Here is a 24,200-nt window from a genome sequence, read left to right on the forward strand (position 1 = left end):
GCAGGTTGTTAGGTAGAGAGGAATGACCTCCGTGATGAAAAATGAAGTGCAAATGAAGGGCAAATTTCATTATCAGCTAAGTGGCTGGAAATACAGTACTGGCATACGGGTACTGTTGTTTCTTTTGCTGGCTTTTGGTTTCTACATGTCCCTTTATGCTAAGCTCGTCCCGCAGGTGTATGATATTGTGCTCGGAACGACGAGCGAGAAAACGATCTATGCCCCAAGACAAATCGAGAATGCAATTGCAACGGAACAGGCCAAGGAAGACGCAGCCAAACGCGTGCAGCCTGTTTATCGAATTGTGAATCTCAAGAATGATGCGCTGATTGATGCTATTTATGATAAGTTATTGCAAATCAATGCCGACGACGAAGTGAAGTTTGACGACAAAGTCAGCATATACAGACGTGTAATTCCCCAGCTCATCAGTGATTTGGAGAACGATTCTGTCAAATCATTCCGCATCAGTGCGCAGTATAACGATTCGTTGCTGGAACAAATCCAGCAGGGATTGGCAGAGCAGCAATATGCACTGCCGGAGGAGTCGTATTTTAAGCTGCCGCGCTTAACCAAGGAAGATTTGGCGGCGATGCGCCCGGTGACGAAGGATATTGTCGCTAAGCTGATGAATGATCAAATTCTGGATGCGCAAACCGCGAGAGCCAAAGTCGCAGAGCTTGTTAATACGTCGAATCTGACGAAGAATACTTCACGTGAAATGGTGACGGAAATTGCGAGAGTCGTCATCACGCCTAATAAATTTTTTGATCAGAAGGGTACGGATGATGCAAAAGGACAAGCCCGCGAAAACGTAAAACCGGTCTATATCAACAAAAATGATGTGCTGGTCAAAGTGGGCGATAAGATTACAGAAGAGATTTACGCGAGGCTGGATAAATTGGAATTGTTGAAGGACAAAGCGAATTATTTGCCCCAGCTTGGCTTGAGCATTCTTTCCGCTTTGTTGTCCTTTATTGTTTTTATGTTCGTCAAACAAAGCACACTTCCGATTAAGTACAATAATTCTCAGCTTGTGATGCTTATTCTGATCTTTATCATCAATGTAGCCTGCATGAAAATTATTTCACTCGTTCAAAATTTGGACTACCCGTATATCGGATATTTGGCTCCGACGGCTCTTGGCAGTATCTTGATTGCCATTTTACTGGATGCGCAGCTTGCTTTTATTTCATCGGTTTTATTTTCGTTGATGGCCAGCATTATTTTTAATACGGAGCATACGCTGTTGTTTGACTTCCGTTATGGGTTAGTCAGCTTAGTCATCTGCTTCTGTGCGGTGTTCACGATTCAGCGGGCCAGTCAGCGTGCAACGATTTTGAAAGCGGGTGTGATGATTGCTTTCTTCTCCATGTTGACGATTACGTCAATGCTGCTGATGGAAGATCACTTCCAGCAAAAAGAAGCGCTTATCTCATTGGCGTTTGCCGCTGCCGGCGGATTGCTGACCGTTGTGTTTGTAATCGGGCTGCTGCCCTTTTTCGAAGTTGCCTTCGGGATTCTGTCTCCGCTCAAACTGGTGGAGCTTTCCAACCCGAATCATCCGCTGCTGCGCAAGCTTCTCACGGAAACACCGGGAACTTACCATCACAGTGTCATGGTGGGCAATTTATCGGAGGCCGCCGCTGAATCCATCGGAGCTGACGGTTTGCTCTGCCGGGTAGGCTCGTATTATCACGATATCGGAAAGACGAAGCGCCCTAGCTACTTTATCGAAAATCAGACAAATATCGAAAATCCGCATGATCGGATTGATCCGAATTTAAGCAAATCGATCATTATTGCCCATCCGCGTGATGGCGTTGAGATGCTGAAAGATTTCAAAATGCCCAAGCCGATCCGCGATATTGCTGAACAGCATCATGGGACGACCTTGCTGCATTATTTCTATCACAAAGCGAAGAAGCAAGCGGAAGAGGAAGGCAGCGAAAAAGAAATCCGCGAGGAGGATTTCCGTTATCCAGGCCCCAAAGCACAATCCAAGGAGGCTGCGGTTGTCGGAATTGCGGATAGTGTTGAAGCAGCCGTTCGTTCGCTGCGCAATCCGACCTTGGAGCAGATCGATTCGATGGTGCACAAGATCATCAAATCTCGATTGGATGACGGTCAGTTCAATGAATGCGACATTACGCTCAAGGAACTGGATAAAGTCGCCAAAACGTTGAATGAAACCTTGTTGGGAATTTTTCACTCACGGATTGAGTATCCGAGTGAGCTCTCGCCCAAGAAAACAGCAACATAAAGGTAATAGCTCTAAAGGAGGGCACAAGAATGGCAAGCTTAGATTTAACCTTAGCGTGGAGCAGTGAACAGGAAGTCCAAGAAATCACGCCTGCTTTTATAGAAAAAGTGGAAGAACTGCTGCGCTTGGCCGGTGAATTGGAAGGGGTTTCCGCTGGCGAAGTTGCACTTACCTTTGTCGATGATGAAACGATCCAAGAGCTTAACAAGCAATACCGTGATTTAGACAAGCCTACAGACGTGTTATCTTTCGCGATGAGTGAGTTTGGCGAAGATGAGCTCCAGATCAATTACGAAGATGATGGAGCTGACACGGAGGGATTGGATGACGAGGAGTTAGTGTCTGAGGCGTTCATTGAGCCTTTGGGCGATATTATCATTTCGGTTCCGCGTGCGATTGCACAGGCAGAAGAATACGGTCATTCCGTAGAGCGTGAGCTAGGATTTCTGTTCGTTCACGGCTTCTTGCATCTGATCGGCTATGATCACCAAAGTGAGGAAGAAGAGAAAGTCATGTTTGCTAAGCAGGAGGATATTTTGCTGAAAGCAGGTTTGACACGCTAATGACAGACGGCTTCCGTAAATGGCGCAGAAGCTTCAGGTACGCCTACGAAGGAATCAAATATGCTCTGGATACGCAACGCAATATGAAATTCCATTTTTGCGTTGCTTTTCTTGTTTTGCTGGCAGCGCTTTTTTTCAAATTGCCCAAAACGGATATTCTATTTATTTTGTTAGCGGTCACTTTGATGATTGTTACGGAACTCATTAATACGGCCGTAGAAAAAACGGTGGATTTGGCTATGCCGGATCGCCATCCGCTGGCCAAAATTGCTAAGGACGTCGCAGCGGCGTCCGTCTTGGTGTCTGCCGGCTTTGCGGTCATCGTAGGCATGGTTGTATTCTACGAGCCGATTGATCGCTTGCTTCGGAAGTCAAGTACGCAGGAAACTCAAATTTCCGCAGGAACGACGTGGGTGCTGCTTGCTTTAGTCATCTTAACGGTTATTGTTATCGAGACTCGCTTTTCAGATAAAGGGAAGCTGGTTCGTCCAAGTTTGTTGACCGCAATTGCCTTTGCTATAGCGACGGTAATTGCGATTTTCGTCTCACAGACCATTGTTGCTTTGCTTGCTTATACGATGGCCGCACTTATTTTTATTATGTTATATGATAAAAAAACGAGACCATTTCCTGCTTTATTTCTGGGAGCGTTAATTGGCGTAGTGGTAACAATCCTCGCTTTTTCCTGCCTAAACATGCTATAACTTACTATACAAAGGAAAGAAGGCTGCCCTCTATGAATCAACAAGAACTCATTGAACACGCGAAAGAAGCGATGAAACGAGCTTATACGCCTTATTCCAATTTTCAAGTAGGTGCCGCGCTGCTTGATACAGACGGCCATGTTCATTATGGCTGCAACGTTGAGAACGCAGCATACGGACCAACCAATTGCGCGGAGCGCACCGCGATGTTCAGAGCAATCGCCGATGGACACAAAGCAGGCTCCTTCAAAGCCATTGCAGTCATGGGAGACACAGAAGGACCGATTTCTCCTTGCGGTGTTTGCCGGCAGGTGCTTGTTGAGCTGTGTGCGCCGGATATGCCTGTATATTTAGGCAGTCTCAAAGGTGATTTTGTCGAAACAACGGTGTCCGCTTTGCTGCCGGGCGCTTTTACAACGAAAGATTTGCATTCAAATGGAGGATAACTAGAAGTGGCTAAAAAAGAATTTAAATCAGGTTTTGTCTCTATCATCGGACGTCCGAATGTAGGGAAATCGACACTTATGAACCAAATTATCGGACAAAAGATTGCGATTATGTCCGACAAGCCCCAAACAACAAGAAACAAAATTCACGGAGTTTACACTTCGCAGAACGGTCAAATTGTATTCCTGGATACTCCGGGTATTCATAAACCTACGTCCAAATTGGGCGATTACATGAGTAAAGTAGCGCATGGCACTTTGGGTGAAGTGGATGCTGTGTTGTTTCTGGTTGATGTTGCAGATGGTATTGGCGGCGGAGACCGCTATATTATTGAGCAGTTGAAGCATATTGAAACACCTGTCATTCTTGTGTTAAACAAGATTGATCTGGTGCAGCCGGAAGCTTTGCTGGCGGTTATAACGAATTACAAAGACTTGTATAATTTTGCAGAAATCGTACCCGTATCAGCGCTTAAAGGGAACAATGTAACGACGCTGCTGGAGCAGATTATTCGTTATTTGCCTGAAGGGCCGCAGTATTATCCAGCGGATCAAATTACCGATCACCCAGAGCAATTTGTTTGCGCTGAGCTTGTTCGTGAGAAAATTCTGCATATGACAAGGGAAGAAATTCCCCATTCCATTGCTGTACAGATTGAGGATATGCGTGTGGAGCCTAACGGCGTTGTTCATATTTCTGCGGTTATCTTTGTTGAGCGGGATTCACAAAAGGGCATTGTTATCGGGAAACAAGGTGCCTTGCTCAAAGAGATTGGAAGACAAGCGCGCAGAGATATTGAGACACTGTTAGGTTCAAAAACATTCCTCGAACTTTGGGTCAAGGTGAAGAAAGATTGGAGAAATCAAGACAGAGTCCTGAGAGACCTGGGCTTCCGTCATGATTGATTCTGTAATTACCTAAACAGTTCCAGTTATTGTCTCGCATAGAGAAGCATTCTCTGCACATCCTATGAACATCACGTTCGATGGGGAGGATGCTGAACATGAAAGACTTTTCGTGGACGTATTTTTCAAAGACCGGTGATGTAGACGCCTATTTACTGTACAAACAAGTTACCGGAGAACCAGGTATGGATACCGATGTGCAGGAAGAGGATCAAAGTAACGAAGAGCCGCTCGAGGGTTTGAATATGTAAACCAATGTTCATAAGTTCAGAGCGGCATTTCATGGGGGAAATCATTTGCTGCGTAGTGTACAGGGGATCGTGCTCCGTAGTATGGACTATGGAGAGGGGAACAAGATCATAAGTCTGTTCACCCCCGAGCTAGGTAAGGTTGGCGTTATGGCTCGGGGTGCGAAGAAAGTGAAAAGTAGACATGCCGCCGTTACGCAGCTTTTTACGTACGGCGATTTTGTTTTTTTTAAACAAAGGGGTCAAATGGGGTCGCTGAACAGCGCGGAAATTATTGAAGCTCATCATGCCCTGCGCGAAGACTTGCATATGTCCGCTCACGCTTCCTACTTGGTGGAGATGACGGATCGCATGTTAGGCGAAGAGGAAGGCAGTACGTATATATTTGAACAGCTGAAAGCTGGATTGATGGCGATTCAAGAGGGAAAGGACATGCAAATTGTCGTTCACCTTTATGAGATGAAGATGTTTGATTTGGCGGGCTATTTACCTGTAACGGACGCTTGTGTGTCCTGTGGAGAAACGTCGGGAATCACGAGTTTCAGCCCTGCTATGGGAGGAACGTTATGCACGCGCTGCCGTTATAAGGATGCAGTGGCAATTCCTATCGCAGAAGGAACGTTGAAATTGCTGAAATTATTTCCCCGTATGGATATGCGCAGGCTCGGAGCCGTCCAAGTAAAAGAAGAAACAAAAGCCCAGTTGAAAGCCTGCATGCGAGCCTATATGGATGTTCATATTGGCGTACAATGGAAATCAAGAGGATTTATTGAACAAATGGAGAAGTATAATATATAGCATGATTTCGCCAACTCTCTGATTTGACATGTGATTTGGCCTCTGCTATGATGTGGTGGAAATCACCTCGCCCTTGTGCTGCCCGCATATTGGTGAGTTTTTTTATGCTTTCGTTCTGTTCTCGTACACGTGACATACAAATGACAATGTAGGGCCTCGTCCCTGCTGAAAGGGGCTATGGGAATATGGATCATCCATTACCTACGCGCGTATATGTGGTATCTGACTCTGTTGGAGAGACCGGGGAGTCCGTCGTTCGTGCGGCTGCTATGCAGTTTCATCCAGTTCCAGTTGAAATTGTCAGAGCTCCATTTATTCATGATTTTGAGGGGATTGATAAAGTCGTGAATGCCATACGCATTCATGGAGGCATTGTTGTCTTTACCCTAGTGATTCCAGAACTAAGAGACGATCTCATAGCGAAAGCGAAAGAGTTCAACATTCCGCATATTGATCTTCTCGGCCCCGTTGTAGCTACCCTTGGGAAAGCTTTGCACCAAGAGCCGCGCAGACAGCCAGGCATGATCCATCCACTGGATGAGGATTATTTTAAGAAGGTGGAAGCTGTTGAATTTGCGGTTAAGTATGATGATGGCAGAGATTTTAGCGGGATTCAGAAAGCAGATATTATTCTATTAGGGGTGTCTCGTACTTCTAAAACTCCTTTGTCTATGTATTTGGCACATAAAAGATTCAAAGTAGCCAACGTTCCTTTGGTTCCAGAAATGCAGCCGCCTGCTGCGATCTATACGGTTCCGAAGGATAAGATTATTGGGCTGCGCATTGACCCGGACAAATTGAATGTGATACGTCAAGAACGTTTGCGTACACTTGGATTAGCAGAAAATGCAACCTATGCCAATGTAGAACGTATTAAATTAGAACTGGCTTTTGCTGATAAAATTATGAGCAAAATTGGCTGTGTGATCTTCGACGTCTCAAACCGCGCTGTGGAAGAAACAGCAAGTTTGGTTATGGATCATATTGAACGAATTCAATAAGGTTTTTATGTTTGTTCTAGCAGGATTTTTTGCAAGTTCATCGTATATAATAGTACGGTGAGATTTCATTTAATGGGCAGGGGCTGAAGGAAATGCGCACAAGAAGCATCATCGTTGATGCCGATGCTTGTCCTGTGAAATCTGAAATTGAGCTTGCAGGTAGGCAGTTTGGTGTACAAGTTGTCCTCGTTGCTTCGTTTGATCACCGAATGAAAGAAAATCCAGGTGTTAAGGTCGTACAAGTAGATCGGTCAGATCAATCTGTCGATCTGTACATTGCCAATCAAATTAAACCTGGGGATATTTTGGTCACACAAGATTTCGGTCTTGCGGCATTGGGATTGGCCAAAGGCTCAATTTGCTTGACGAATCGCGGGCAGGAATATACCAATAGTTCGATTGATTTCCTATTGGAACGTCGCCACGTATCGGCAAAAATGCGCAGAAGCGGCAAGCATACCAAGGGTCCAAAACCTTTTACCGAAGAAGATCGTAAAAATTTTCTACATGGTTTGACAAAACTTTTAAAATATTTGCAGGAAAACGAAAATGAGTAGCGAATAGTAATTAGTCGGAAAAGCGACCTGAATTGTAGGTGGAAGAAAATGAGGTACGGACGCATACCTGAAGAGGTCATTGAGGCTGTACTGGGACGCCATGACATCGTTGATGTGATTGGCAGGCACGTGCATTTGAGCAAGCAAGGGCATTATATGAAGGGACTATGTCCTTTCCATTCCGAGAAAAGTCCTTCCTTCACGGTTACACCGGAGAAACAGATCTATCGTTGCTTTGGCTGTAATGTAGGCGGCAATGTTATTCGATTTATTATGGAAATTGAAGGGCTTAGCTTCGCTGAAGCCGTCACCAAGCTTGCCGAAGATGCAGACATCCCGATCACATGGGAAGAAGCAACAGATGAGCAGAATGAACAGCAGCAAGAGAAAGCCAGCTTGCTTAAAGCGTATGATTTTGCAGCAAAGCTGTACCATTTTATTCTTGGCAATACCGAGCAAGGCAAAGCAGCCAAAGGGTATTTAACCTCAAGAGGCATATCGGATAAGCTGATTGATACGTTCCAAATTGGCTATGCCCCGGCGATGTGGGACACACTTGTTCAACAGCTTGATAAACGCGGATTCGATTTGGCGTTGATGGAGAGAGGCGGATTGATCTCTGCCAAACACGAAGGGAATGGCTATGTTGATAAATTTCGGGAACGCGTCATCTTTCCGATCTGCGATGCGACAGGCAAAGTCATTGCATTCGGCGGCAGATCAATGGGAGATGCGCAGCCCAAGTATTTGAACAGTCCGGAGTCGGTTCTTTTTAACAAGAGCAGAACGATGTACAATCTACATCAAGCTAGGCCAAATATGCGCAAACTACAACAAGCGGTTCTCTTCGAGGGCTATGTGGATGTAATCAAAGCATGGGAAGCCGGAATCAGCAATGGCGTTGCAACGATGGGAACGGCATTAACCAAGGAACATGCCGCACTTCTGAACCGAAACGCAGATCAGATCGTCGTTTGTTATGACGGAGATCAAGCAGGACAATCCGCAGCTTTCAAAAGCATCCCGATCTTGGAAGCGACAGGGAGTCGAGTCGCCGTAGCGATGCTGCCTGATGGCAAAGATCCTGATGATTATGTAAGAAATTATGGTTTTGACCGATTCGTACGGGAGATTATTGAACCTGCCGTGCCATCGATGAAATATAAGCTGCTCTACATCCGCAAAAATTTTAAGCTGCACGAGGATGGTGACCGACTTCGTTATTTGCAATCCGCTGTGAAATTAATCAGTGATCTCCATTCTCCTATGGAACGCGAACATTATTTGAAACAACTGGCTTCAGAATTCCCAGAATCTTCCTATGAAGCCATGAAGTTGGATCTTCATGAAATCTTGCTGCAATCGGAAAAAAACCGACCGGATGGGGATAATAAACCAATTCTGTGGAATAATGTTATGAATAATGGGAGAACAGCGGAACGAACACGCAAGAAAACGCCTTCTCTTTTGCCTGCTTATCACAATGCAGAACGATTAATTCTTGCTGTAATGATGCATGATCGAGATGTTTGTACCCATGTGGAAGCACAGTTGGGTGATCAATTCAATGTTGAAGCTCACGCAGTCTTAGCTGCTTATTTATATGCTTACTACGCTCAGAATGCTGAGCCGGATGCAAGCCGATACATTGCCATGCTGCAAGATGAACAGCTGGAGAGCTTGGCTAGTTCCATTGTTATGATGGGAGCTGGTCATGGAATGAACGAACAAGTGATTGACGACTATATTCGCCAAATTCGCAAAGTTCCCATGCAAGAAGAAGTTGAACGCAAGAAAGAAGAAAGAGTTCGCGCCGAGCGCGCGGGCGACCATCTAAGAGCAGCACAAATAGCAATTGAAATTATCGCCCTAGAAAAACGATTGAAGTCAACTTAGAATTGCTGAATGACTAGGGAGGAGGGAGTCCGTACTATGGCGAATGATCAGCGTACAGAATTAGAGACAGAGTTGACCCTGGACCAGGTGAAAGACCAGCTTATTGAGCAGGGTAAAAAGCGGTCCTCACTTACTTACAAGGATATTATGGAGAAATTAGCTCCCTTCGATCAGGATCCTGAACAAATCGATGAGTTTTTTGAACAGCTTTCCGAGCAAGGTATCGATGTTGGGAATGAATCCGATGAGGATTCCATGAATCCTGAAGAGAACGAGCGCGATGAATTCAACTTCGATGATGATCTGGCGTTGCCGCCGGGAATTAAGATTAATGACCCAGTTCGGATGTATTTGAAGGAAATTGGTCGTGTGCCGCTTCTTTCTGCGGAAGATGAAGTTGGTTTAGCCAAACGAATTGAAAATGGGGACGAAGAAGCGAAGAGACGCCTCGCTGAAGCCAACTTACGACTTGTTGTTAGTATTGCCAAGAGGTATGTAGGCCGCGGCATGTTGTTCCTTGACTTGATTCAAGAAGGTAATATGGGTTTAATTAAAGCCGTTGAAAAGTTTGATCATACTAAAGGCTATAAATTCAGTACCTATGCAACTTGGTGGATTCGTCAAGCCATCACCCGTGCCATTGCAGACCAAGCGAGAACGATTCGTATTCCTGTACATATGGTCGAAACGATTAATAAATTAATCCGTGTTTCTCGTCAATTGCTGCAAGAGCTGGGGCGCGAACCTACGCCGGAAGAAATTGCCAAAGAAATGGATTTAAGTACGGATAAAGTTCGTGAAATCATGAAGATCGCACAAGAGCCTGTGTCGTTAGAAACACCGATTGGTGAAGAAGATGATTCGCATTTGGGAGACTTCATTGAGGATCAGGAAGCACTTGCACCAGCGGACGCTGCTGCTTATGAGCTTCTGAAAGAACAGCTTGAGGATGTTCTGGACACGTTGACAGAAAGAGAAGAAAATGTGCTTCGGTTACGTTTCGGACTTGATGATGGACGTACGCGTACACTAGAAGAAGTAGGTAAAGTATTCGGTGTTACCCGCGAGCGGATTCGTCAGATTGAAGCTAAAGCGCTGCGTAAGCTGAGACACCCTAGCCGCAGCAAAAGATTGAAAGATTTCTTGGAATAAATCGCTGTGAGAGGGCCCTGCCAAATTCGGCGGGGTCTTTTTCTTTTGAAACTGCTATAAAAATTAAACCTAAAATCACCGATAAAGTAGCTAGGAAGGTGAGCGAATAAATGGATGCAGAGAAAAGGAAAGTGATTGTAAGGGAAATCGATCATTGGCGCAGAAGCAAATTGCTTCCTGAGCATTATTGTGATTTTCTTTTGAATTTGTATGTAGATGAGGCAACGCCAAAACCGGCTTCATTAATGGGGATATCGGCAACCTCGGTAACAAACAGTAATTGGAAAATATGGTTAGTCATTATGGCGGTTATTGCCGCTCTGGCCTTATCTGCTCTTAATTTTAACTCTTTTGGAATGCCAATGCAAATTGGAATTTCCACACTTTTTGTTATCATTTGTTACGCGTTTGCTTATCGGCAATATCATAAAGCGCCGGCCGTTTCCTATTTGCTTTGCGGTGTTTCTTCAATTGCCTTACTTTTGCTTGGATTATATTTAATGGATATGTACGATGTGCATTCATCGTTTTCATACATTGGATATTTAGCTTTTTGCAGTGTTGTTTGGTTATTTAATGGGCTAATAGGGCGTATGGCCATTTTCCAGATATGTGGATGGATGGGCTTGGTTGGGACCTATGGATGGCTGCTTCTGCATAAACTTGAGAATCCTGGTTGGTTCTCACTTGAAATTAGTTGGATTCCGGTTAGTATTGTACTTATATGGATTGCCTGGCTTGCGCATCATACGAATAAGCAAGCGGCGAGTGTGCTGCTCTTAGTAGGAGGCATCGTTTGGTTTGCGCCTGAAGCGATGACGTTTTTGGCGGATGTAGATATGAGCTCTCGCGTTATTCAATTGTCTTTCACAGGTAAGTTAGTTTCAGCAGGCGTAGCGTTGTTTTTGCTGCGTAAAAAATGGGTAGAGTGGGTAATGTAAACGATGGTGAAATTGTCAAACAGATTGCAAATGATTGCAGATCGTGTTCCAGCAGGATCAAGATTAGCGGATATTGGGTCAGATCATGCCCTGTTGCCAACGTATTTGGCGCAGCAGGGTATTATTTTATTTGCGGTGGCAGGAGAAGTAAATCCCGGTCCTTTCGAAGCGGCAACACGTCAGGTGCTTGAAAGCGGATTGTCGAAGAAGATTAGTGTACGCTCGGGAGATGGCTTAGCGGTTATTGAGGCAGGCGAAGTCGAAGTCATTACGATTGCCGGTATGGGCGGGAGCTTGATGGCGAGTATTTTGGAAGCTGGAAAGCATAAGCTGCAGGGGGTTACACATCTCATTCTGCAGCCGAATGTCGGAGAAGATTATGTGCGTCGCTGGTTGTTAGAGCAAGGATGGAAGCTGGAGTCAGAAACAATTCTGGAGGAGGACGGAAAAATTTATGAAATTTTGACGGCTTCAGCTGTACCGGATGAGGAGAAGGCGCAGCTCGAGGCGCTATATGTCGAGCGTATTTTATCAGGTGGAATAAAGGTAACGAAGGAGCGTTTGCTTCAAATGGGTCCCTATCTGATCAGTCAGGCTCCAGAGGTCTGGTTTACCAAATGGGGTAACGAACTGAACAAGTTAGCGATGATTGTCGATCAGCTCGGACGATCTAGCGCCGAAGCGTCAAAAGTGAAAGCTGAACAAGTTCGTCAAGAAATGATGGAAATAAAGGAGGTACTCGCTTGTTTGCAAAAGGTCAAACCGTAATCCAGCTGTTTGAACAGCTGGCGCCGAAGCATTATGCGATGCCTGATGACAAAATCGGATTACAGCTGGGTTCGCTGCAAAAGGAAATTCAGAAGGTGCTTGTGGCTTTAGACGTCACCGATGAAGTTGTGGAAGAAGCGATTCAGCTTGGGGCCAATCTCATTATTGCCCACCATGCCATCATCTTCAGACCGCTTGCACACCTGCAGACAGATACACCGGCAGGCCGCTTATATGAAAAACTAATTAAAAACGATATCGCCGTGTATATTGCCCATACGAATCTGGATGTAGCCGAAGGCGGCGTCAATGATATGATGGCGGATATGCTAGGCCTATCGGAGCTTACGCATCTAGAGGATGTACATACGGAGAAGCTGCAGAAGCTTGTGGTCTTCGTGCCTGAGACGCACCATCAGGCAGTGCTGGATGCCCTATTCACCGCAGGAGCGGGGTGGATCGGGCAGTACAGCCACTGCAGCTTCAACATCCCCGGAACGGGAACGTTCCTTCCGCAGGAAGGGACGCACCCGTATATCGGGGAAGCGGGCAAGCTGGAGCGCGTACAGGAAGTACGCGTTGAGACCATTGTAACCGCCAACGTTCAGCGCAAGGCGGTTCAGGCAATGCTGAAGGCCCACCCCTATGAGGAGGTGGCCTATGACCTCTACCCGATGGATCTCAAGGGTAGAGTGTTCGGTCTTGGCCGCGTGGGCAAGCTGCCCGCGGCCATCACGCTCCGCGAGCTGACGCAGCTCGCGAAGCAGGTCTTCGACGTGCCCGCCGTGCGCGTCGTTGGCGATCTAGCGCGGCCTATCCGCAAGGTGGCCGTGCTGGGCGGCTCTGGCGGCCGTTACATGCGGCACGCCATGTTTGCCGGCGCCGATGTGTTGGTCACCGGCGACATCGACTACCACACCGCGCATGATGCGCTCGCGGCGGGACTTACGCTCATCGACGTTGGTCACAACGTCGAGAAGATTATGAAGCGCGGCGTCGCCGAATATCTCGCCAAGCAGCTGATCAAGTCGGATACGCAGGTAATCGCTTCTGCTATAGAGACGGAACCATTTCAATTTCTGTAGCCGTGGAAATGAAGAATAGTTGTAATTCAAAGGCATTCCTAGTATACTAGCAAATGCGTCGGAAAGTTTGACAGACAATCGCTGGCTGTGGGTAAGCCACAGCGAGAGGAAAGTCCGGGCTCCATATGGCAGGGTGCTGGATAACGTCCAGTCAACGCGAGTTGAAGGATAGGGCCACAGAAATGGACCGCCGATGGCTTGTCTTCGGACAAGATCAGGCAAGGGTGGAACCGTGGTGTAAGAGACCACGAGGTTCTATGGTGACATAGATCCTGGTAAACCCCACTTGGAGCAAGACCTAGAGGAACGCTAGCCGCTTTCGAGGCGGCAGTCTTCGCCTGAGACGCGTTCGGGTTGGTCGCTTGAGCTGTGCAGCAATGTATGGCCTAGATAGATGATTGTCGCTTCAATGGTGGCAGGGGACAGACGCCCGCTATGACCACCGGAAGTACAGAACCCGGCTTACGGCAAACTTTCCATACTGTCGGTTACCCGCAAGGCTTAGGCCTTGCGGGTATTTAATTTTGTTCGAGAGCATATTGTGTTCTCCCTTATTTATGAAAAAACAGGGAAGGGCTGCCCATCAGGTTTTGTGACCTTTGGGCAGCCCTTTGTGTGTAACTGTTACTTTGCAAACTTCTTCGCAATCAAGCGCTGGGGAAGGAACCAATTTTGCGGAAAGGTAAAGGTAGTGCTTGTCCGCTGTTCTGCCAGTTGAATCGCTTTGGCAACGTCAATTAATCCGTACCCAAAGTATTTGTCAAAGCCCTTTGTGCCTAGGTCACGGGCCGAATCTCGCATAATTTGATAAACATCCGTGTTTTTCAAGTTGGGATTCGTTGAACGAATCAATGCGGCTAAAGCTGTTACGTGAGGGCTTGCCATGGATGTTCCTGATAAAGCTGCGTATTGATTGTCAGGATACGTACTTGCAATGCTAACACCAGGCGCGGTGACACCAATATAATCCCCATAATTCGAGAAGGAAGCTTTTTGATTCTGAGAATCACTGGCCGCTACGGCAAAAACCTCGGGATAAGCGGCAGGATAACCAGGTCTTTCGGTATTGTCATTGCCGCTGGCCGCGATGAGCGCTATATCTTTGTCATACGCATATTTAATGGCATCGTGCAAAAATCCAGAGTCGGCATAATTGCCAAGACTAAGATTCATCACTTTGGCGCCATGATCGGCAGCCCAAATGATCCCTTGCGCAACAGAGTAGGTGCTGCCAGCCCCTGTCTGATCAAGAACTTTGACGGGGAGAACTTTGTTGTACCACGTCATCCCGGCAACGCCTAAATTATTGTTAACTAAGGCTGCGATGACGCCCGTGACATGGGTACCATGTCCAACATCGTCTTGGGGGTTGTCATTATCTTTTATCACATTGTATCCAGGCAGCAATTGCCCTTTCAAATCGGGATGCTGCAAATCTACTCCGGTGTCTACTACAGCAATAACGACATCTTTGGCTCCGCGATTGAGCTGCCAGCCTTGGACAGTTTCCGTCGAAGGAAGGTTCCATTGATACTTGCTGAACAAGTTATCATTTGGTTTGAAATTCGGCGAAATGCTGGTTGTTTGTGTATCAGTAGAAACGGTGCCATTGGAAGAATTGGAATCACTTGAACTGGCATTTGTTGAATCGGTGGAATCAGACTCTTGATCGTCATAATAATCATTGGTTAGATATAGAAAATGGGGCTCCACATAAGCGACATCCCATTTGCCGAAATAAGCCATCAGCGCTTTGGCTTCCATACCTTCGGTACGGAATACATAGGTATAACCAAGCTTTTGAACAGAAGTGGCTTTGATTTCATTTTTGATCTGAGCAAGCTGGGCTTCTGTGGGGTCCTGCTTGAATTTGACAACAACTTCATTCTGATGGTAATGACTTGTTCCTTGATTATCTTCGGGATGATCGACGACCTTGTCTTTCAAGGTGTCTGTATCCACAGACTCAACCTTCCAACGATTTTCGTTGGGATAAGGCTCGAGACGCAGATTCTTCATTTGATGATCGGTGACCTGATGCAAAATATCTTGATGGATGACGCCAACCAGCGAGCTGTCTCCTGCTGAAGAGGGCATACCCTGTACAAAATAAACTTGCTGCGCCGCACCGAATTTGGGCGATTGATAATGCCTGCCGGCATCCGCTGCTCGTTTGGCCTCAATCAAATAGCTATTCGCTTGCTCTTTGTAAGAAATAGGAATTTCCCCTGCTTTGATCCCCTGGTCCAAGGGTTGATTGTTTTTGGACCAAATGAGGAGATCCATTTTCTCGTGCTGTGTCTTCATTGCGCTGAGTACTTGCGCCGCGGGTTCACCAGCCTCGATTTGACTTAGCACTTTACTATAATCGGTTGAACACTGGGTTCTGCACAGATCATCGGTTAGCTTCACATCTTGTTCCAGAAGAGCTAACTTGGAAGTGGTTTCGTGTTTGGCACTATACACTTCCGGTCCAGGTTTGGTCTCATTATTAGAGTGGTGAGGAAAGAGGATAATACCCAAACCAAGAGCTAGAGTTATAGCAGATAGATAACGCCGCATGAATAGACCTCCTTCTAGGCTTGCTTCGTATTCCGTAGACGAAACGATTACCTTTCCTTAGTGTTAGGCGCAGCGGAATGTTTTATGCTTGGAAACTGACGTATTGCATATACCTTTTCATCTCAATTTATGGTAGGATAGGAATAGCGCAATTAGAGGAGGTCTTCATAGATGGCTGTTTTTAATGTGAAAAATATTTGTGATTCAACACGTACGAAGTTAAAAGAAACAACTGCCAAAATGGAGCTGTTTCTGAATCAACATTCGCTCTCACTGTTAAATGTGGAGAATGATCCCGCTATGGATGAATTTTACCGAGGTTATCTTCAAGATACTCGTCATCTTTTAGTATTTTGTGAAGTCGCGTACGAGAAATTGGGCGTTAGCTTGAGACGTCCTACTTTTAATGTGGATTTTTCGGAAAAAGTGCTGTATGAAGTTTATCATACCTGCGTTAATACATTTTTCTATCCCAAAAATGAATGCTATTCCGAAGATGGTCGTTACGCTTATACAGGACAAGATGCTATTCGTTTCCGCAAAAAGCCTTCACGTGAAGTGCGCGATTTGACGATTGAGCTGTCCAAAGTATTTGAAGAGCTTCGTGAGGATCTTTCTTATTATGAAACAGATTACATCACACAGCGTCGTATGCAAGGCGAGAAAGTATAATTTAACATTAGAAACAAAAGATAAAAGGGATGCCGATACTCGCGCATCTCTTTTCTTTTAAAAGGGGAGCGAATGGATGGAACGTGACTCATTAATCAAAACCAGTATCGCACTAATAAAATGGAATCAGCATCCTCGTGGAGGCTACATTGCCTCGCCGCTTTTTCCTACATACGCCTATAGCTGGCTAAGAGACGGCACCTTTATTGCGAATGCGATGGACCGAGTTCACGAAGCGGAAAGCGCAGCCCTCTTTTATAGATGGGTTGGCCGTGTACTGAAGGATAAGCGTACTCAAGTCAATCTTCTGATTCAAAAGCATGAACGAAAAGAATGGATTGATCGTTCTGAATTTCTGGGAACCCGCTATCATCTGGATGGACGGGATGACGCTTCGGAATGGGGGCATTTCCAGCTGGATGGTTATGGCGCTTGGCTTTGGGGACTGACGGAGCATGTTAGACTGACAGGGAATCAGGCAATTCTGGAAGAGTTGAGAGACAGTATTGAGATAACGGTTGATTATTTGATGACGTTCTGGCATTACCCGAATTTTGATTGCTGGGAAGAATATCCCGATTATGTGCATCCTGCAACCTTGGCCTGCGTATATGGCGGTTTGAAGGCGCTTGGCAAGCTGGAGCATCGTACGGAGCTGCTGGAGAAAGCTGAAATGATTAAGGGATTTATTCTGGATCATTGTACCGAGGATGGCCGCTTCGTGAAATCCATTCATTGTGTGAACGAAGTTTGGCAGCCTGCCCTGCATGGCGTTGATGCAAGCCTGCTGTGGCTTTCAGTGCCATTTGGCGTATGTGATGCAGATGATCCTATTATGGTAAAAACAGTCCAAGCCATAGAAGCTGATCTCAAGCATGGCGGTATTCAGCGCTATGTGGAAGATCGCTATTTTGGAGGGGGCGAATGGATCCTGCTGACGGCGTGGTATGGATGGTATCAGACCAAGCTGGGTAATATTGAAGCCGCGCAGCGTGCGCTTTCATGGATTATAAGCCAAGCGGACTCGCTCGGGCGATTGCCTGAACAAGTCGCAGATTCCTTAAGAGAGCCTTCTGCCCATGCAGAATGGATATCCAAGTATGGCGAGCCCGCTGTCCCATTGCTGTGGTCTCATGCCATGTTCTTGGTGCTTTCTGACAGCTTGCAATAAGCATAGATCACCCTGATGACGGGCAAATTATTAAAGGGGTGATGACGATGCCAGATGTGAAATGTTCAGTTGCCAATTGCGAATATTGGAAGCAAGGCAACAACTGTAACGCAGGGACAATCATGATTGAAGTTGATCAGCATGCAACCGCCAATTATAAGGAAGAGTTTGCCGGGGAATCATTCGATACCGATCATCAGGATGCTGCAAGTAAAGTTGCGAATACATGTTGCCACACATTTAAAGCCAAAAAGAAACATTAGGTTGTTCAGCGTGGAGGCCGTATGACTCAAATCGACGAACCTTTAGACAAAGCCACGAAGGAGCGATTCCAACGGGATCAGCTTCGCACTGAAAGCGGATTGAACCATAAGGAAGAATACGCAGCCGAAATCACAGCGCCTTCACCGCCGCGAAGAATTCAATACGCGGAACCGTATGCAAGATCAGGGGCAGTAAGCCAGAATGCTCAGTCTGAGGTTTCCGATGAGGAAATTGAAGAATTGGTTGAAGTTGTGACGCGCAATAAGGCAGTAGGCTATATCGCCTTGTTCGTAGCCTTGGCTTCCCTGTTTGTCTGGCCCGTCTTGCTCGGTATTTCGGGAATTGTGCTGGGGATTATTGCGATCGTTATGGGAAACAAGGGGTTGGGCTCATGGTCCATAGCCCTTGGGTTTATTGCCGCCGCCGCCTATTTTTTACTAGTTCCCTATTATGGCTAATGGAAAAAACAAGCCGACTTATCGGCTTGTTTTTCTTTTTGTATGAAAAAATCAGGAGAATTCGGGATTCAGCGGGATAAATAGCGGGTAAAGACTCATTAAAGCATCATTTTAGTGCTTATACTCCCATTTGCTCGTACTATTTGGCTTCAGGAGTCATATTCGCACCTTTGAATGCTTACAGTATTATTATATAATAAAAAGTGATATTTCAAATTCAAATCGAAATTAAGGGAGGTGTACCTATTCTCCTTGGTGCGGCTTCGCGCTTGATAGGGGATAGGTAAGGTATTGGAAGATCCTTTGCCCGAAACGTTAATTAGTTTTCTATTAATGTTTGGACTGGTATTGTTAAACGGTTTTTTTGTTGCTGCTGAATTCGCGATGGTCAAAGTAAGAGGAAGTCGAATTGATTCACTTGTTGGTGAAGGTCGCCGCAATGCTAAATTCGCTCAAGGAATCATGAATAATCTCGATGCCTATCTAGGTGCATGTCAGCTTGGGATTACACTCACTTCGTTGGGGCTTGGTTATGTCGGGGAGCCGACGTTCGCCAAAATTCTGGAACCGTTATTTGCACCGCTGCATTTGCCGGATTCGGTGTTCCACACAATTACTTTCATTATTGCTTTTTCCTTAATGACGACATTGCATATTACGTTAGGTGAACAATTCCCTAAGACCTATGCAATTCGGAAGGCAGAACAAATAACGCTGCTTTCAGCGGGACCTATGGTTTTATTTTATAAAGTGATGTACCCGTTTATTTGGATCCTGAACGGTATTTCCAACTGGATGCTTCGCCGTGCAGGGATTGAACCTACAACGGAGCATGAAGCAGCGCATACCGAGGATGAAATTCGAGTCCTCATGAAAGAAAGTCACAAAAACGGACTTATAGATAATACAGAGCTCACGCTTGTTGATAATATATTCGGATTTGCGGAAACCACAGCCCGGGAGATCATGATTCCAAGAACAGAGATGGAATGTCTGTATGCTGGACTTTCCTATGCAGAGAATCTGGCGATTGCGATTAAAGAGATGCGCACGCGCTATCCCGTTTGTGACCCTGACAAAGACAACATCATCGGCTTCGTTCACATCAAGGATTTGCTCAAGCCAGATGCTAACCTGAAAGGGATTAAGAAAATTATTCGACCGATTACGACGGTCCCAGATTCCATTCATATCAGTGATTTGCTGAAAATGATGCAGAAAAGAAAGAGCCAGATGGCCTTGCTGATCGATGAGTATGGCGGTACATCCGGCCTTGTCACACTTGAAGACATTATGGAAGAGATTGTTGGCGAAATTCAGGATGAATTCGATGAAGAGCGCCCAACGATCGAAATCAAAGATGAGATTAGCTTCTCCATCGACGGTTTATTGCTTATTGATGAAGTTAACGAATACTTCGGACTTGAAATTGAATCCGATGACTATGATACAATCGGCGGCTGGATCTATTCCCAAACAGAGATTCCGCCAAGCAAGAACCAACAGGTCAACTATAATGATGAATTCATGTTCATCGTAGAAGAAACGGATCATTTGCGCATTTCGCGTGTCATTGTCCGCAAGCTGACAGATGAGAATGAAATGTTACAGCAAAATATTTCTTGAACGGGAAGAGGGACAGTCTAATGACTGTCTTTTTTTGAAATTTAGGGATGGTCGTCAGGGCGCAAAACGTGTACAATATACCTAACAATGATAAAAATGGTAGAAACGAGGCCTGACGGATGAACAGCACGAACAGCATAGACCCTAGAGTGATGAAAGAATTACTCCAGCTTCAGATGCTCAGTAAAATGAGCTTGCTCTCCGGTGACAACGCAGCTTCAAGCAAGGATGACTCGAACGACTTCAGCGCACTGCTTGAGACGGTCATGGGACAAGCTGCCGGAGCAGATCTTTCCGGTCAGTCAAGTCAAGATACGCTTAGCTCGCTGCTAGGTAATAACACAATGAATAGCGTTCCAAGCTCCTTGGCCGCTCTGAATAAGGCTTATTCACCTTTACAATCAACCAACAACAAGTCCATAGCCACCCAGTATGAAAGTATTATTCAAGAGGCTAGCAGCAAGTACGGGATTGATCCTTCGCTAGTTAAGGCGGTCATTCAACAAGAATCGGACTTTAATCATAAAGCCGTCTCTTCGGCCGGTGCCAAAGGTTTGATGCAGCTCATGGATGGAACAGGCAGCGGTTTTGGCGTGACGAATCCGTTTGATCCCCATCAAAATATAGATGCAGGCACGCATTTTCTCAGCAGCTTAGTTAAGAAATACAATGGGAATGAAGGCGTAGCGCTTGCCGCTTACAATGCAGGTCCAGGTCGAGTGGATCGTTTAGGCATTAAGACAGATCAGGATCTGTCCAACAAGCTGCATTTGTTGCCTGAAGAAACACAAGCATACGTATCCAAAGTATTTAATCGTAAGCACAATTTCTCCCTCTAATTAATAATTTTCAGAAGCTGATTTCCGCGAGTATCATGCGGCGATCAGCTTTTTGCGCTGCAAGGGAAGCTTGAGTTATGAGTGATAATAAGCTTTAATGGGAAAAAGGGGACTCAGTCAGTTATGCTTTATTGGGACTACGCGGCAACATCGCCGTTATATGAAGAAGTAATAGATACCATAGCGGAAGTAATGAAGCTTCACTATGGCAACCCATCTTCCATCCATCGGCTAGGCGTTCAAGCGGAGAAGCTGCTGCATAGCTCGAAAGAGGTCATAGCAGGAAGCTTGGGCGTGCTGCCGAGCCAAATTATTTGTACATCCGGCGGGACCGAGAGCAACAACTTGGCGATTAAAGGTGTGGCTTATAGCTATCGCAATCGCGGCAAGCATCTGATTACCACACAAATCGAGCATCCTTCTGTGAAGGAAGTGTTTCTGCAGCTAGAGCGCGAGGGATTTCGAGTCACTTATGTGCCTGTTAATCATAAAGGCTGTGTGGAGCTTGAAGCTCTAAAAGCGGCTATTTGCGACGATACCATTCTCGTCAGCGTGATGTTTGTCAATAATGAAGTCGGAACGATACAGCCTATTCAAGAAATTGGGCATTGGCTGGCTAATTATCCGAAAGTGTTGTTCCATGTCGATGCCGTACAGGGAATTGCCAAGCTGCCTTTTCATCCGAAGGAGTGGGGAGTGGATCTTTGCAGCGCATCTGCACATAAGTTTGGTGGGCCCAAAGGTGTTGGGTTCTTATACCGCAGAGAAGGCGTACAACTAACGCCGCAGCTTGTCGGCGGAGGACAGGAATATGGTCTTCGCTCAGGCACAGAAAATGTCCCGCTCATAGTCGGTATGGCGAAAGCGCTTCGGTTATCTATGGAGCACCTGCAAGTCAAAATGGAGCAGAAATATCGCGTCCGGCATTTGCTTGTTGAAGGAATCAGCAAGATTCCAGAGCTCACGTTGACCGGTTCGGATCTGGCTGAGGAAATGGCTCCCCATATCATTCATTTTGCCTTTGCCGGGATGAAGGCAGAAGTTGTTGTACATGCCTTGGAGCAAAGACACATTTACATATCGACCAAGTCAGCATGCGCCTCGGACGAATCAGATCCGAGTTCGGTTATGCTAGCTTTAGGCTGCAGTCGGGAGCAAGCGGTAAGCGGCCTAAGAGTCAGCTTCTCGGAAGAACATCAAGAGAAAGAGGCGGAGCAGTTTCTTGCAGCACTTCGTGAGGTTGTGAAGGAGCTGGCCCCGCTGTTAAAACAAACATCGGAAAGAAGAGGGAAGCGAAGATGAAACCGGATTGTTTGATTTTGCGTTTTGGCGAATTGACTCTAAAAGGGAAAAATCGCAAACGATTTGAGCGCAGCGTAATGGCACAAATTCGTAAGGTTTTAGGGTCTTTTCCCGATTTAAGGTATATTTCTGAATACGGACGCGTATATGTGGAGCTAGGGGGAGCAGCTTACGAAGAAGCTTCGGCGGCTTTGCAGCGCGTCTTTGGACTGGCGTCTTTCAGCCCTGCCTATCACGCGCCGATGGAGGTAGAAGCCATCCAAGAGATCGCTCTGCAGATCATGCAGGCTCTTCCAAAACAACCGAAAACCTTCAAGGTAACGGTACGCAGAGTGAATAAATCATTCCCGCTCGATTCGCAGAGAATGAATTATTTGGTAGGCGGGTATGTCCTGCAAGCAAGCCCTGGTTTACAGGTTGATGTGCATCAGCCTGAGGTCGAGCTTCGCGTAGAGATTCGCGAGGAGCAGGTGCTTTTGTATGCGGAAGTGATTGAGGGGGCAGGCGGCTTCCCGTCCGGAACGAGCGGCAAAGCGCTGCTAATGCTTTCAGGCGGTATTGACAGCCCAGTTGCCGGATGGCTTGCCATGCGCAAGGGACTTACGATTGAAGCGATTCACTTCCATAGCTTTCCTTACACAAGTGAGCGCGCCAAGGAAAAGGTCATTGATCTGGCACATCAGTTGGCTTCTTACACGGACTCGTTGAAGCTTCACCTTGTTCCGTTTACAGAAGTTCAAACTTCGATTCACCGCGCTTATCAGGACAATTTATTAGTAACGCTTATAAGAAGAGCGATGTACCGCATCGCAGAGCAAATTGCTGATCGCGAAGGATTGAACGGTTTGGTCACCGGAGAAAGCTTAGGACAAGTAGCCAGCCAAACACTGCCAAGCCTGAATGTCATCGGGCGAGTGGTGACATTGCCGCTTTTGCAGCCGCTGATGATGATGGACAAGCAAGAGATTATTCGTCTGGCCGAATCCATCGGCACTTTTCCAATCTCCATCTTACCTTATGAAGATTGCTGTTCCCTGTTTCTTCCGCCATCCCCGAGCACGAATCCAAATCTGCGGATGGTTGAGAAAATTGAGAATAGTATGGACTTCTTGCCAGAACTCATCAAGAGAGCCGCAGCGCAGACAGAAACCATTGAAATTGTTCATGGACAGTTGAAGAAGGTGTCAGACGCGCATTTATTTTAATGCGTTTATCGGCCTTCCGAAGGTGACCCCCGTCGCCGGCTAACCATGCATTCCGGGAGGTTGTTAGCATGTTGGATGCGCTCATTTTATTTTTGCAGATAATGTTGATCAATATTGTACTCAGTGGGGATAATGCCGTTGTGATTGCGCTGGCGAGCAAAAATCTGCCGGTCGAGCAGCGTAAGCTTGCCGTCTGGTGGGGGGCATTCGGAGCCATCGCATTGCGGCTGGTCTTGACCTTAGTAGCCGTAAGCTTGCTGGATATCCCTTACATACAGGCAGGCGGCTCGATTCTGCTTTTCTGGATCGCCATTAAGCTGCTGACCGATGATGACAGTCATGCGAATGTGAAAGAGGCATCAACGCTTGGCAAAGCGATTTGGACCATTATTGTGGCCGATTTTGTGATGAGTCTGGATAATGTGCTAGCCATCGCGGCAAAAGGAAACGGGAATAACACCGTCATTATTCTAGGCATCGGGCTCAGCATCCCTATCATTATTTGGGGGAGTACGCTTGTTATGAACCTGCTTCAGAAATATCCGATTCTGGTGTTCATGGGTGCCGGAATTCTAGGCTATACGGCCGGTGAAATGTTCGTGAAGGACGAGAAGATGATTGATTGGGTGCTGATGGATTATGAATATCTGCATGTCTGGATACCGATTGCAGCGGCAGCGCTGGTCATTATGATCGGATTAAGCGTCAAAGGGATGCGGATGCATCAGCTTAAAACCAGAAACGAATAGATGGGAAGGACAACCGCCAAGCTG

At 46.3% G+C, this 24,200-nt stretch carries 24 protein-coding genes and 1 other RNA gene; 24 read left to right on the plus strand and 1 reads right to left on the minus strand.

Going from position 1 to position 24,200, the window contains the following annotated elements:
* The first annotated feature begins 34 nt into the window (after positions 1 to 34).
* The 15 genes from HQN90_RS04545 (at position 35) to rnpB (ending at position 13,808) form a co-directional block, all read left to right on the plus strand.
* Positions 35 to 2,263: an HD family phosphohydrolase gene (locus tag HQN90_RS04545; protein ID WP_173217056.1), complete on the plus strand. Its 2,229-nt coding sequence runs from the start codon at positions 35 to 37 to the stop codon at positions 2,261 to 2,263.
* A 29-nt stretch (positions 2,264 to 2,292) separates the two neighbouring features.
* Entirely contained in the window at positions 2,293 to 2,826 is a 534-nt protein-coding gene (ybeY, locus tag HQN90_RS04550; protein WP_173216672.1) for an rRNA maturation RNase YbeY, read from the plus strand.
* Positions 2,826 to 3,530 (plus strand): diacylglycerol kinase, encoded by a 705-nt coding sequence (locus tag HQN90_RS04555; RefSeq protein ID WP_173216673.1) that lies wholly within the window; start codon positions 2,826 to 2,828, stop codon positions 3,528 to 3,530. The genes ybeY and HQN90_RS04555 overlap by 1 nt, the downstream gene beginning before the upstream one ends.
* 32 nt (positions 3,531 to 3,562) lie before the next feature.
* Complete coding sequence (locus HQN90_RS04560) at positions 3,563 to 3,976, plus strand: cytidine deaminase (protein ID WP_173216674.1); 414 nt, start codon at positions 3,563 to 3,565, stop codon at positions 3,974 to 3,976.
* A gap of 6 nt (positions 3,977 to 3,982) precedes the next feature.
* On the plus strand, positions 3,983 to 4,882 hold the full coding sequence (gene era / locus HQN90_RS04565; protein ID WP_079419909.1) for a GTPase Era: 900 nt from the start codon (positions 3,983 to 3,985) through the stop codon (positions 4,880 to 4,882).
* Positions 4,883 to 4,980: 98 nt separating this feature from the next.
* Positions 4,981 to 5,133, plus strand: a complete 153-nt coding sequence (locus HQN90_RS04570; protein ID WP_079419911.1) for a YqzL family protein — start codon at positions 4,981 to 4,983, stop codon at positions 5,131 to 5,133.
* Between the two features lie 45 nt (positions 5,134 to 5,178).
* Positions 5,179 to 5,928: a DNA repair protein RecO gene (gene recO, locus HQN90_RS04575; RefSeq protein WP_173216675.1), complete on the plus strand. Its 750-nt coding sequence runs from the start codon at positions 5,179 to 5,181 to the stop codon at positions 5,926 to 5,928.
* A gap of 185 nt (positions 5,929 to 6,113) precedes the next feature.
* Positions 6,114 to 6,929 carry a pyruvate, water dikinase regulatory protein gene (locus HQN90_RS04580; RefSeq protein WP_173216676.1) on the plus strand — a complete coding sequence of 272 codons (816 nt, stop codon included), beginning with the start codon at positions 6,114 to 6,116 and terminating at the stop codon, positions 6,927 to 6,929.
* A 92-nt stretch (positions 6,930 to 7,021) separates the two neighbouring features.
* Positions 7,022 to 7,486: a YaiI/YqxD family protein gene (locus HQN90_RS04585; RefSeq protein WP_173216677.1), complete on the plus strand. Its 465-nt coding sequence runs from the start codon at positions 7,022 to 7,024 to the stop codon at positions 7,484 to 7,486.
* A gap of 48 nt (positions 7,487 to 7,534) precedes the next feature.
* A complete protein-coding gene (gene dnaG, locus HQN90_RS04590) occupies positions 7,535 to 9,382 on the plus strand; it encodes a DNA primase (protein ID WP_173216678.1) in 1,848 nt (615 codons plus the stop codon).
* A gap of 36 nt (positions 9,383 to 9,418) precedes the next feature.
* Positions 9,419 to 10,534 (plus strand): RNA polymerase sigma factor RpoD, encoded by a 1,116-nt coding sequence (gene rpoD, locus HQN90_RS04595; RefSeq protein WP_028558036.1) that lies wholly within the window; start codon positions 9,419 to 9,421, stop codon positions 10,532 to 10,534.
* Between the two features lie 110 nt (positions 10,535 to 10,644).
* Positions 10,645 to 11,475: a hypothetical protein gene (locus tag HQN90_RS04600; RefSeq protein ID WP_173216679.1), complete on the plus strand. Its 831-nt coding sequence runs from the start codon at positions 10,645 to 10,647 to the stop codon at positions 11,473 to 11,475.
* Positions 11,476 to 11,478: 3 nt separating this feature from the next.
* Entirely contained in the window at positions 11,479 to 12,243 is a 765-nt protein-coding gene (locus tag HQN90_RS04605; RefSeq protein WP_173216680.1) for a tRNA (adenine(22)-N(1))-methyltransferase, read from the plus strand.
* A complete protein-coding gene (locus HQN90_RS04610; protein WP_173216681.1) occupies positions 12,219 to 13,328 on the plus strand; it encodes a Nif3-like dinuclear metal center hexameric protein in 1,110 nt (369 codons plus the stop codon). Before HQN90_RS04605 ends, HQN90_RS04610 begins: the two co-directional genes overlap by 25 nt.
* Before the next feature lie 62 nt (positions 13,329 to 13,390).
* An RNA gene (gene rnpB, locus HQN90_RS04615) (RNase P RNA component class A) lies at positions 13,391 to 13,808 on the plus strand.
* 144 nt (positions 13,809 to 13,952) lie between these two features.
* Here the strand turns inward: rnpB and HQN90_RS04620 are convergent.
* Positions 13,953 to 15,890 carry a S8 family peptidase gene (locus HQN90_RS04620; RefSeq protein ID WP_173216682.1) on the minus strand — a complete coding sequence of 646 codons (1,938 nt, stop codon included), beginning with the start codon at positions 15,888 to 15,890 and terminating at the stop codon, positions 13,953 to 13,955.
* 171 nt (positions 15,891 to 16,061) lie between these two features.
* On the opposite strand from HQN90_RS04620, the gene HQN90_RS04625 reads away from it, so the two are divergent.
* The 9 genes from HQN90_RS04625 (at position 16,062) to HQN90_RS04665 (ending at position 24,176) form a co-directional block, all read left to right on the plus strand.
* On the plus strand, positions 16,062 to 16,562 hold the full coding sequence (locus HQN90_RS04625; protein ID WP_173216683.1) for a YpuI family protein: 501 nt from the start codon (positions 16,062 to 16,064) through the stop codon (positions 16,560 to 16,562).
* A 76-nt stretch (positions 16,563 to 16,638) separates the two neighbouring features.
* Positions 16,639 to 17,733: a glycoside hydrolase family 15 protein gene (locus HQN90_RS04630; RefSeq protein ID WP_173216684.1), complete on the plus strand. Its 1,095-nt coding sequence runs from the start codon at positions 16,639 to 16,641 to the stop codon at positions 17,731 to 17,733.
* A gap of 47 nt (positions 17,734 to 17,780) precedes the next feature.
* Positions 17,781 to 17,996: a DUF1540 domain-containing protein gene (locus tag HQN90_RS04635; protein ID WP_079419937.1), complete on the plus strand. Its 216-nt coding sequence runs from the start codon at positions 17,781 to 17,783 to the stop codon at positions 17,994 to 17,996.
* A gap of 21 nt (positions 17,997 to 18,017) precedes the next feature.
* The gene (locus HQN90_RS04640) at positions 18,018 to 18,455 is read left to right on the plus strand and encodes a fatty acid desaturase family protein (protein WP_173216685.1); all 438 of its coding nucleotides are present in this window, start codon (positions 18,018 to 18,020) and stop codon (positions 18,453 to 18,455) included.
* Positions 18,456 to 18,788: 333 nt separating this feature from the next.
* The gene (locus HQN90_RS04645; protein WP_173217057.1) at positions 18,789 to 20,081 is read left to right on the plus strand and encodes a hemolysin family protein; all 1,293 of its coding nucleotides are present in this window, start codon (positions 18,789 to 18,791) and stop codon (positions 20,079 to 20,081) included.
* A gap of 119 nt (positions 20,082 to 20,200) precedes the next feature.
* Complete coding sequence (locus tag HQN90_RS04650) at positions 20,201 to 20,920, plus strand: lytic transglycosylase domain-containing protein (RefSeq protein WP_173216686.1); 720 nt, start codon at positions 20,201 to 20,203, stop codon at positions 20,918 to 20,920.
* A 123-nt stretch (positions 20,921 to 21,043) separates the two neighbouring features.
* Positions 21,044 to 22,222 (plus strand): cysteine desulfurase family protein, encoded by a 1,179-nt coding sequence (locus tag HQN90_RS04655; protein ID WP_173216687.1) that lies wholly within the window; start codon positions 21,044 to 21,046, stop codon positions 22,220 to 22,222.
* A complete protein-coding gene (gene thiI / locus HQN90_RS04660; protein ID WP_173216688.1) occupies positions 22,219 to 23,427 on the plus strand; it encodes a tRNA uracil 4-sulfurtransferase ThiI in 1,209 nt (402 codons plus the stop codon). Before HQN90_RS04655 ends, thiI begins: the two co-directional genes overlap by 4 nt.
* Before the next feature lie 68 nt (positions 23,428 to 23,495).
* Positions 23,496 to 24,176, plus strand: coding sequence for a TerC family protein (locus tag HQN90_RS04665; RefSeq protein ID WP_173216689.1), 681 nt, complete (start codon positions 23,496 to 23,498; stop codon positions 24,174 to 24,176).
* Positions 24,177 to 24,200: the final 24 nt, after the last annotated feature.

It is taken from the genome of Paenibacillus alba, assembly GCF_013204855.1.
In the GTDB taxonomy this organism is placed as follows: domain Bacteria; phylum Bacillota; class Bacilli; order Paenibacillales; family NBRC-103111; genus Paenibacillus_E; species Paenibacillus_E alba.

Bases quoted from the DNA above. Each gene is read 5' to 3' on its own strand.
- HQN90_RS04545 (WP_173217056.1), top strand. From the start codon at position 35: ATGAAAAATGAAGTGCAAATGAAGGGCAAATTTCATTATCAGCTAAGT.
- ybeY (WP_173216672.1), top strand. From the start codon at position 2,293: ATGGCAAGCTTAGATTTAACCTTAGCGTGGAGCAGTGAACAGGAAGTC.
- HQN90_RS04555 (WP_173216673.1), top strand. From the start codon at position 2,826: ATGACAGACGGCTTCCGTAAATGGCGCAGAAGCTTCAGGTACGCCTAC.
- HQN90_RS04560 (WP_173216674.1), top strand. From the start codon at position 3,563: ATGAATCAACAAGAACTCATTGAACACGCGAAAGAAGCGATGAAACGA.
- HQN90_RS04570 (WP_079419911.1), top strand. From the start codon at position 4,981: ATGAAAGACTTTTCGTGGACGTATTTTTCAAAGACCGGTGATGTAGAC.
- HQN90_RS04580 (WP_173216676.1), top strand. From the start codon at position 6,114: ATGGATCATCCATTACCTACGCGCGTATATGTGGTATCTGACTCTGTT.
- HQN90_RS04585 (WP_173216677.1), top strand. From the start codon at position 7,022: ATGCGCACAAGAAGCATCATCGTTGATGCCGATGCTTGTCCTGTGAAA.
- dnaG (WP_173216678.1), top strand. From the start codon at position 7,535: ATGAGGTACGGACGCATACCTGAAGAGGTCATTGAGGCTGTACTGGGA.
- rpoD (WP_028558036.1), top strand. From the start codon at position 9,419: ATGGCGAATGATCAGCGTACAGAATTAGAGACAGAGTTGACCCTGGAC.
- HQN90_RS04600 (WP_173216679.1), top strand. From the start codon at position 10,645: ATGGATGCAGAGAAAAGGAAAGTGATTGTAAGGGAAATCGATCATTGG.
- HQN90_RS04605 (WP_173216680.1), top strand. From the start codon at position 11,479: ATGGTGAAATTGTCAAACAGATTGCAAATGATTGCAGATCGTGTTCCA.
- HQN90_RS04620 (WP_173216682.1), bottom strand. From the start codon at position 15,890: ATGCGGCGTTATCTATCTGCTATAACTCTAGCTCTTGGTTTGGGTATT.
- HQN90_RS04625 (WP_173216683.1), top strand. From the start codon at position 16,062: ATGGCTGTTTTTAATGTGAAAAATATTTGTGATTCAACACGTACGAAG.
- HQN90_RS04630 (WP_173216684.1), top strand. From the start codon at position 16,639: ATGGAACGTGACTCATTAATCAAAACCAGTATCGCACTAATAAAATGG.
- HQN90_RS04635 (WP_079419937.1), top strand. From the start codon at position 17,781: ATGCCAGATGTGAAATGTTCAGTTGCCAATTGCGAATATTGGAAGCAA.
- HQN90_RS04640 (WP_173216685.1), top strand. From the start codon at position 18,018: ATGACTCAAATCGACGAACCTTTAGACAAAGCCACGAAGGAGCGATTC.
- HQN90_RS04645 (WP_173217057.1), top strand. From the start codon at position 18,789: ATGTTTGGACTGGTATTGTTAAACGGTTTTTTTGTTGCTGCTGAATTC.
- HQN90_RS04650 (WP_173216686.1), top strand. From the start codon at position 20,201: ATGAACAGCACGAACAGCATAGACCCTAGAGTGATGAAAGAATTACTC.
- HQN90_RS04655 (WP_173216687.1), top strand. From the start codon at position 21,044: ATGCTTTATTGGGACTACGCGGCAACATCGCCGTTATATGAAGAAGTA.
- thiI (WP_173216688.1), top strand. From the start codon at position 22,219: ATGAAACCGGATTGTTTGATTTTGCGTTTTGGCGAATTGACTCTAAAA.
- HQN90_RS04665 (WP_173216689.1), top strand. From the start codon at position 23,496: ATGTTGGATGCGCTCATTTTATTTTTGCAGATAATGTTGATCAATATT.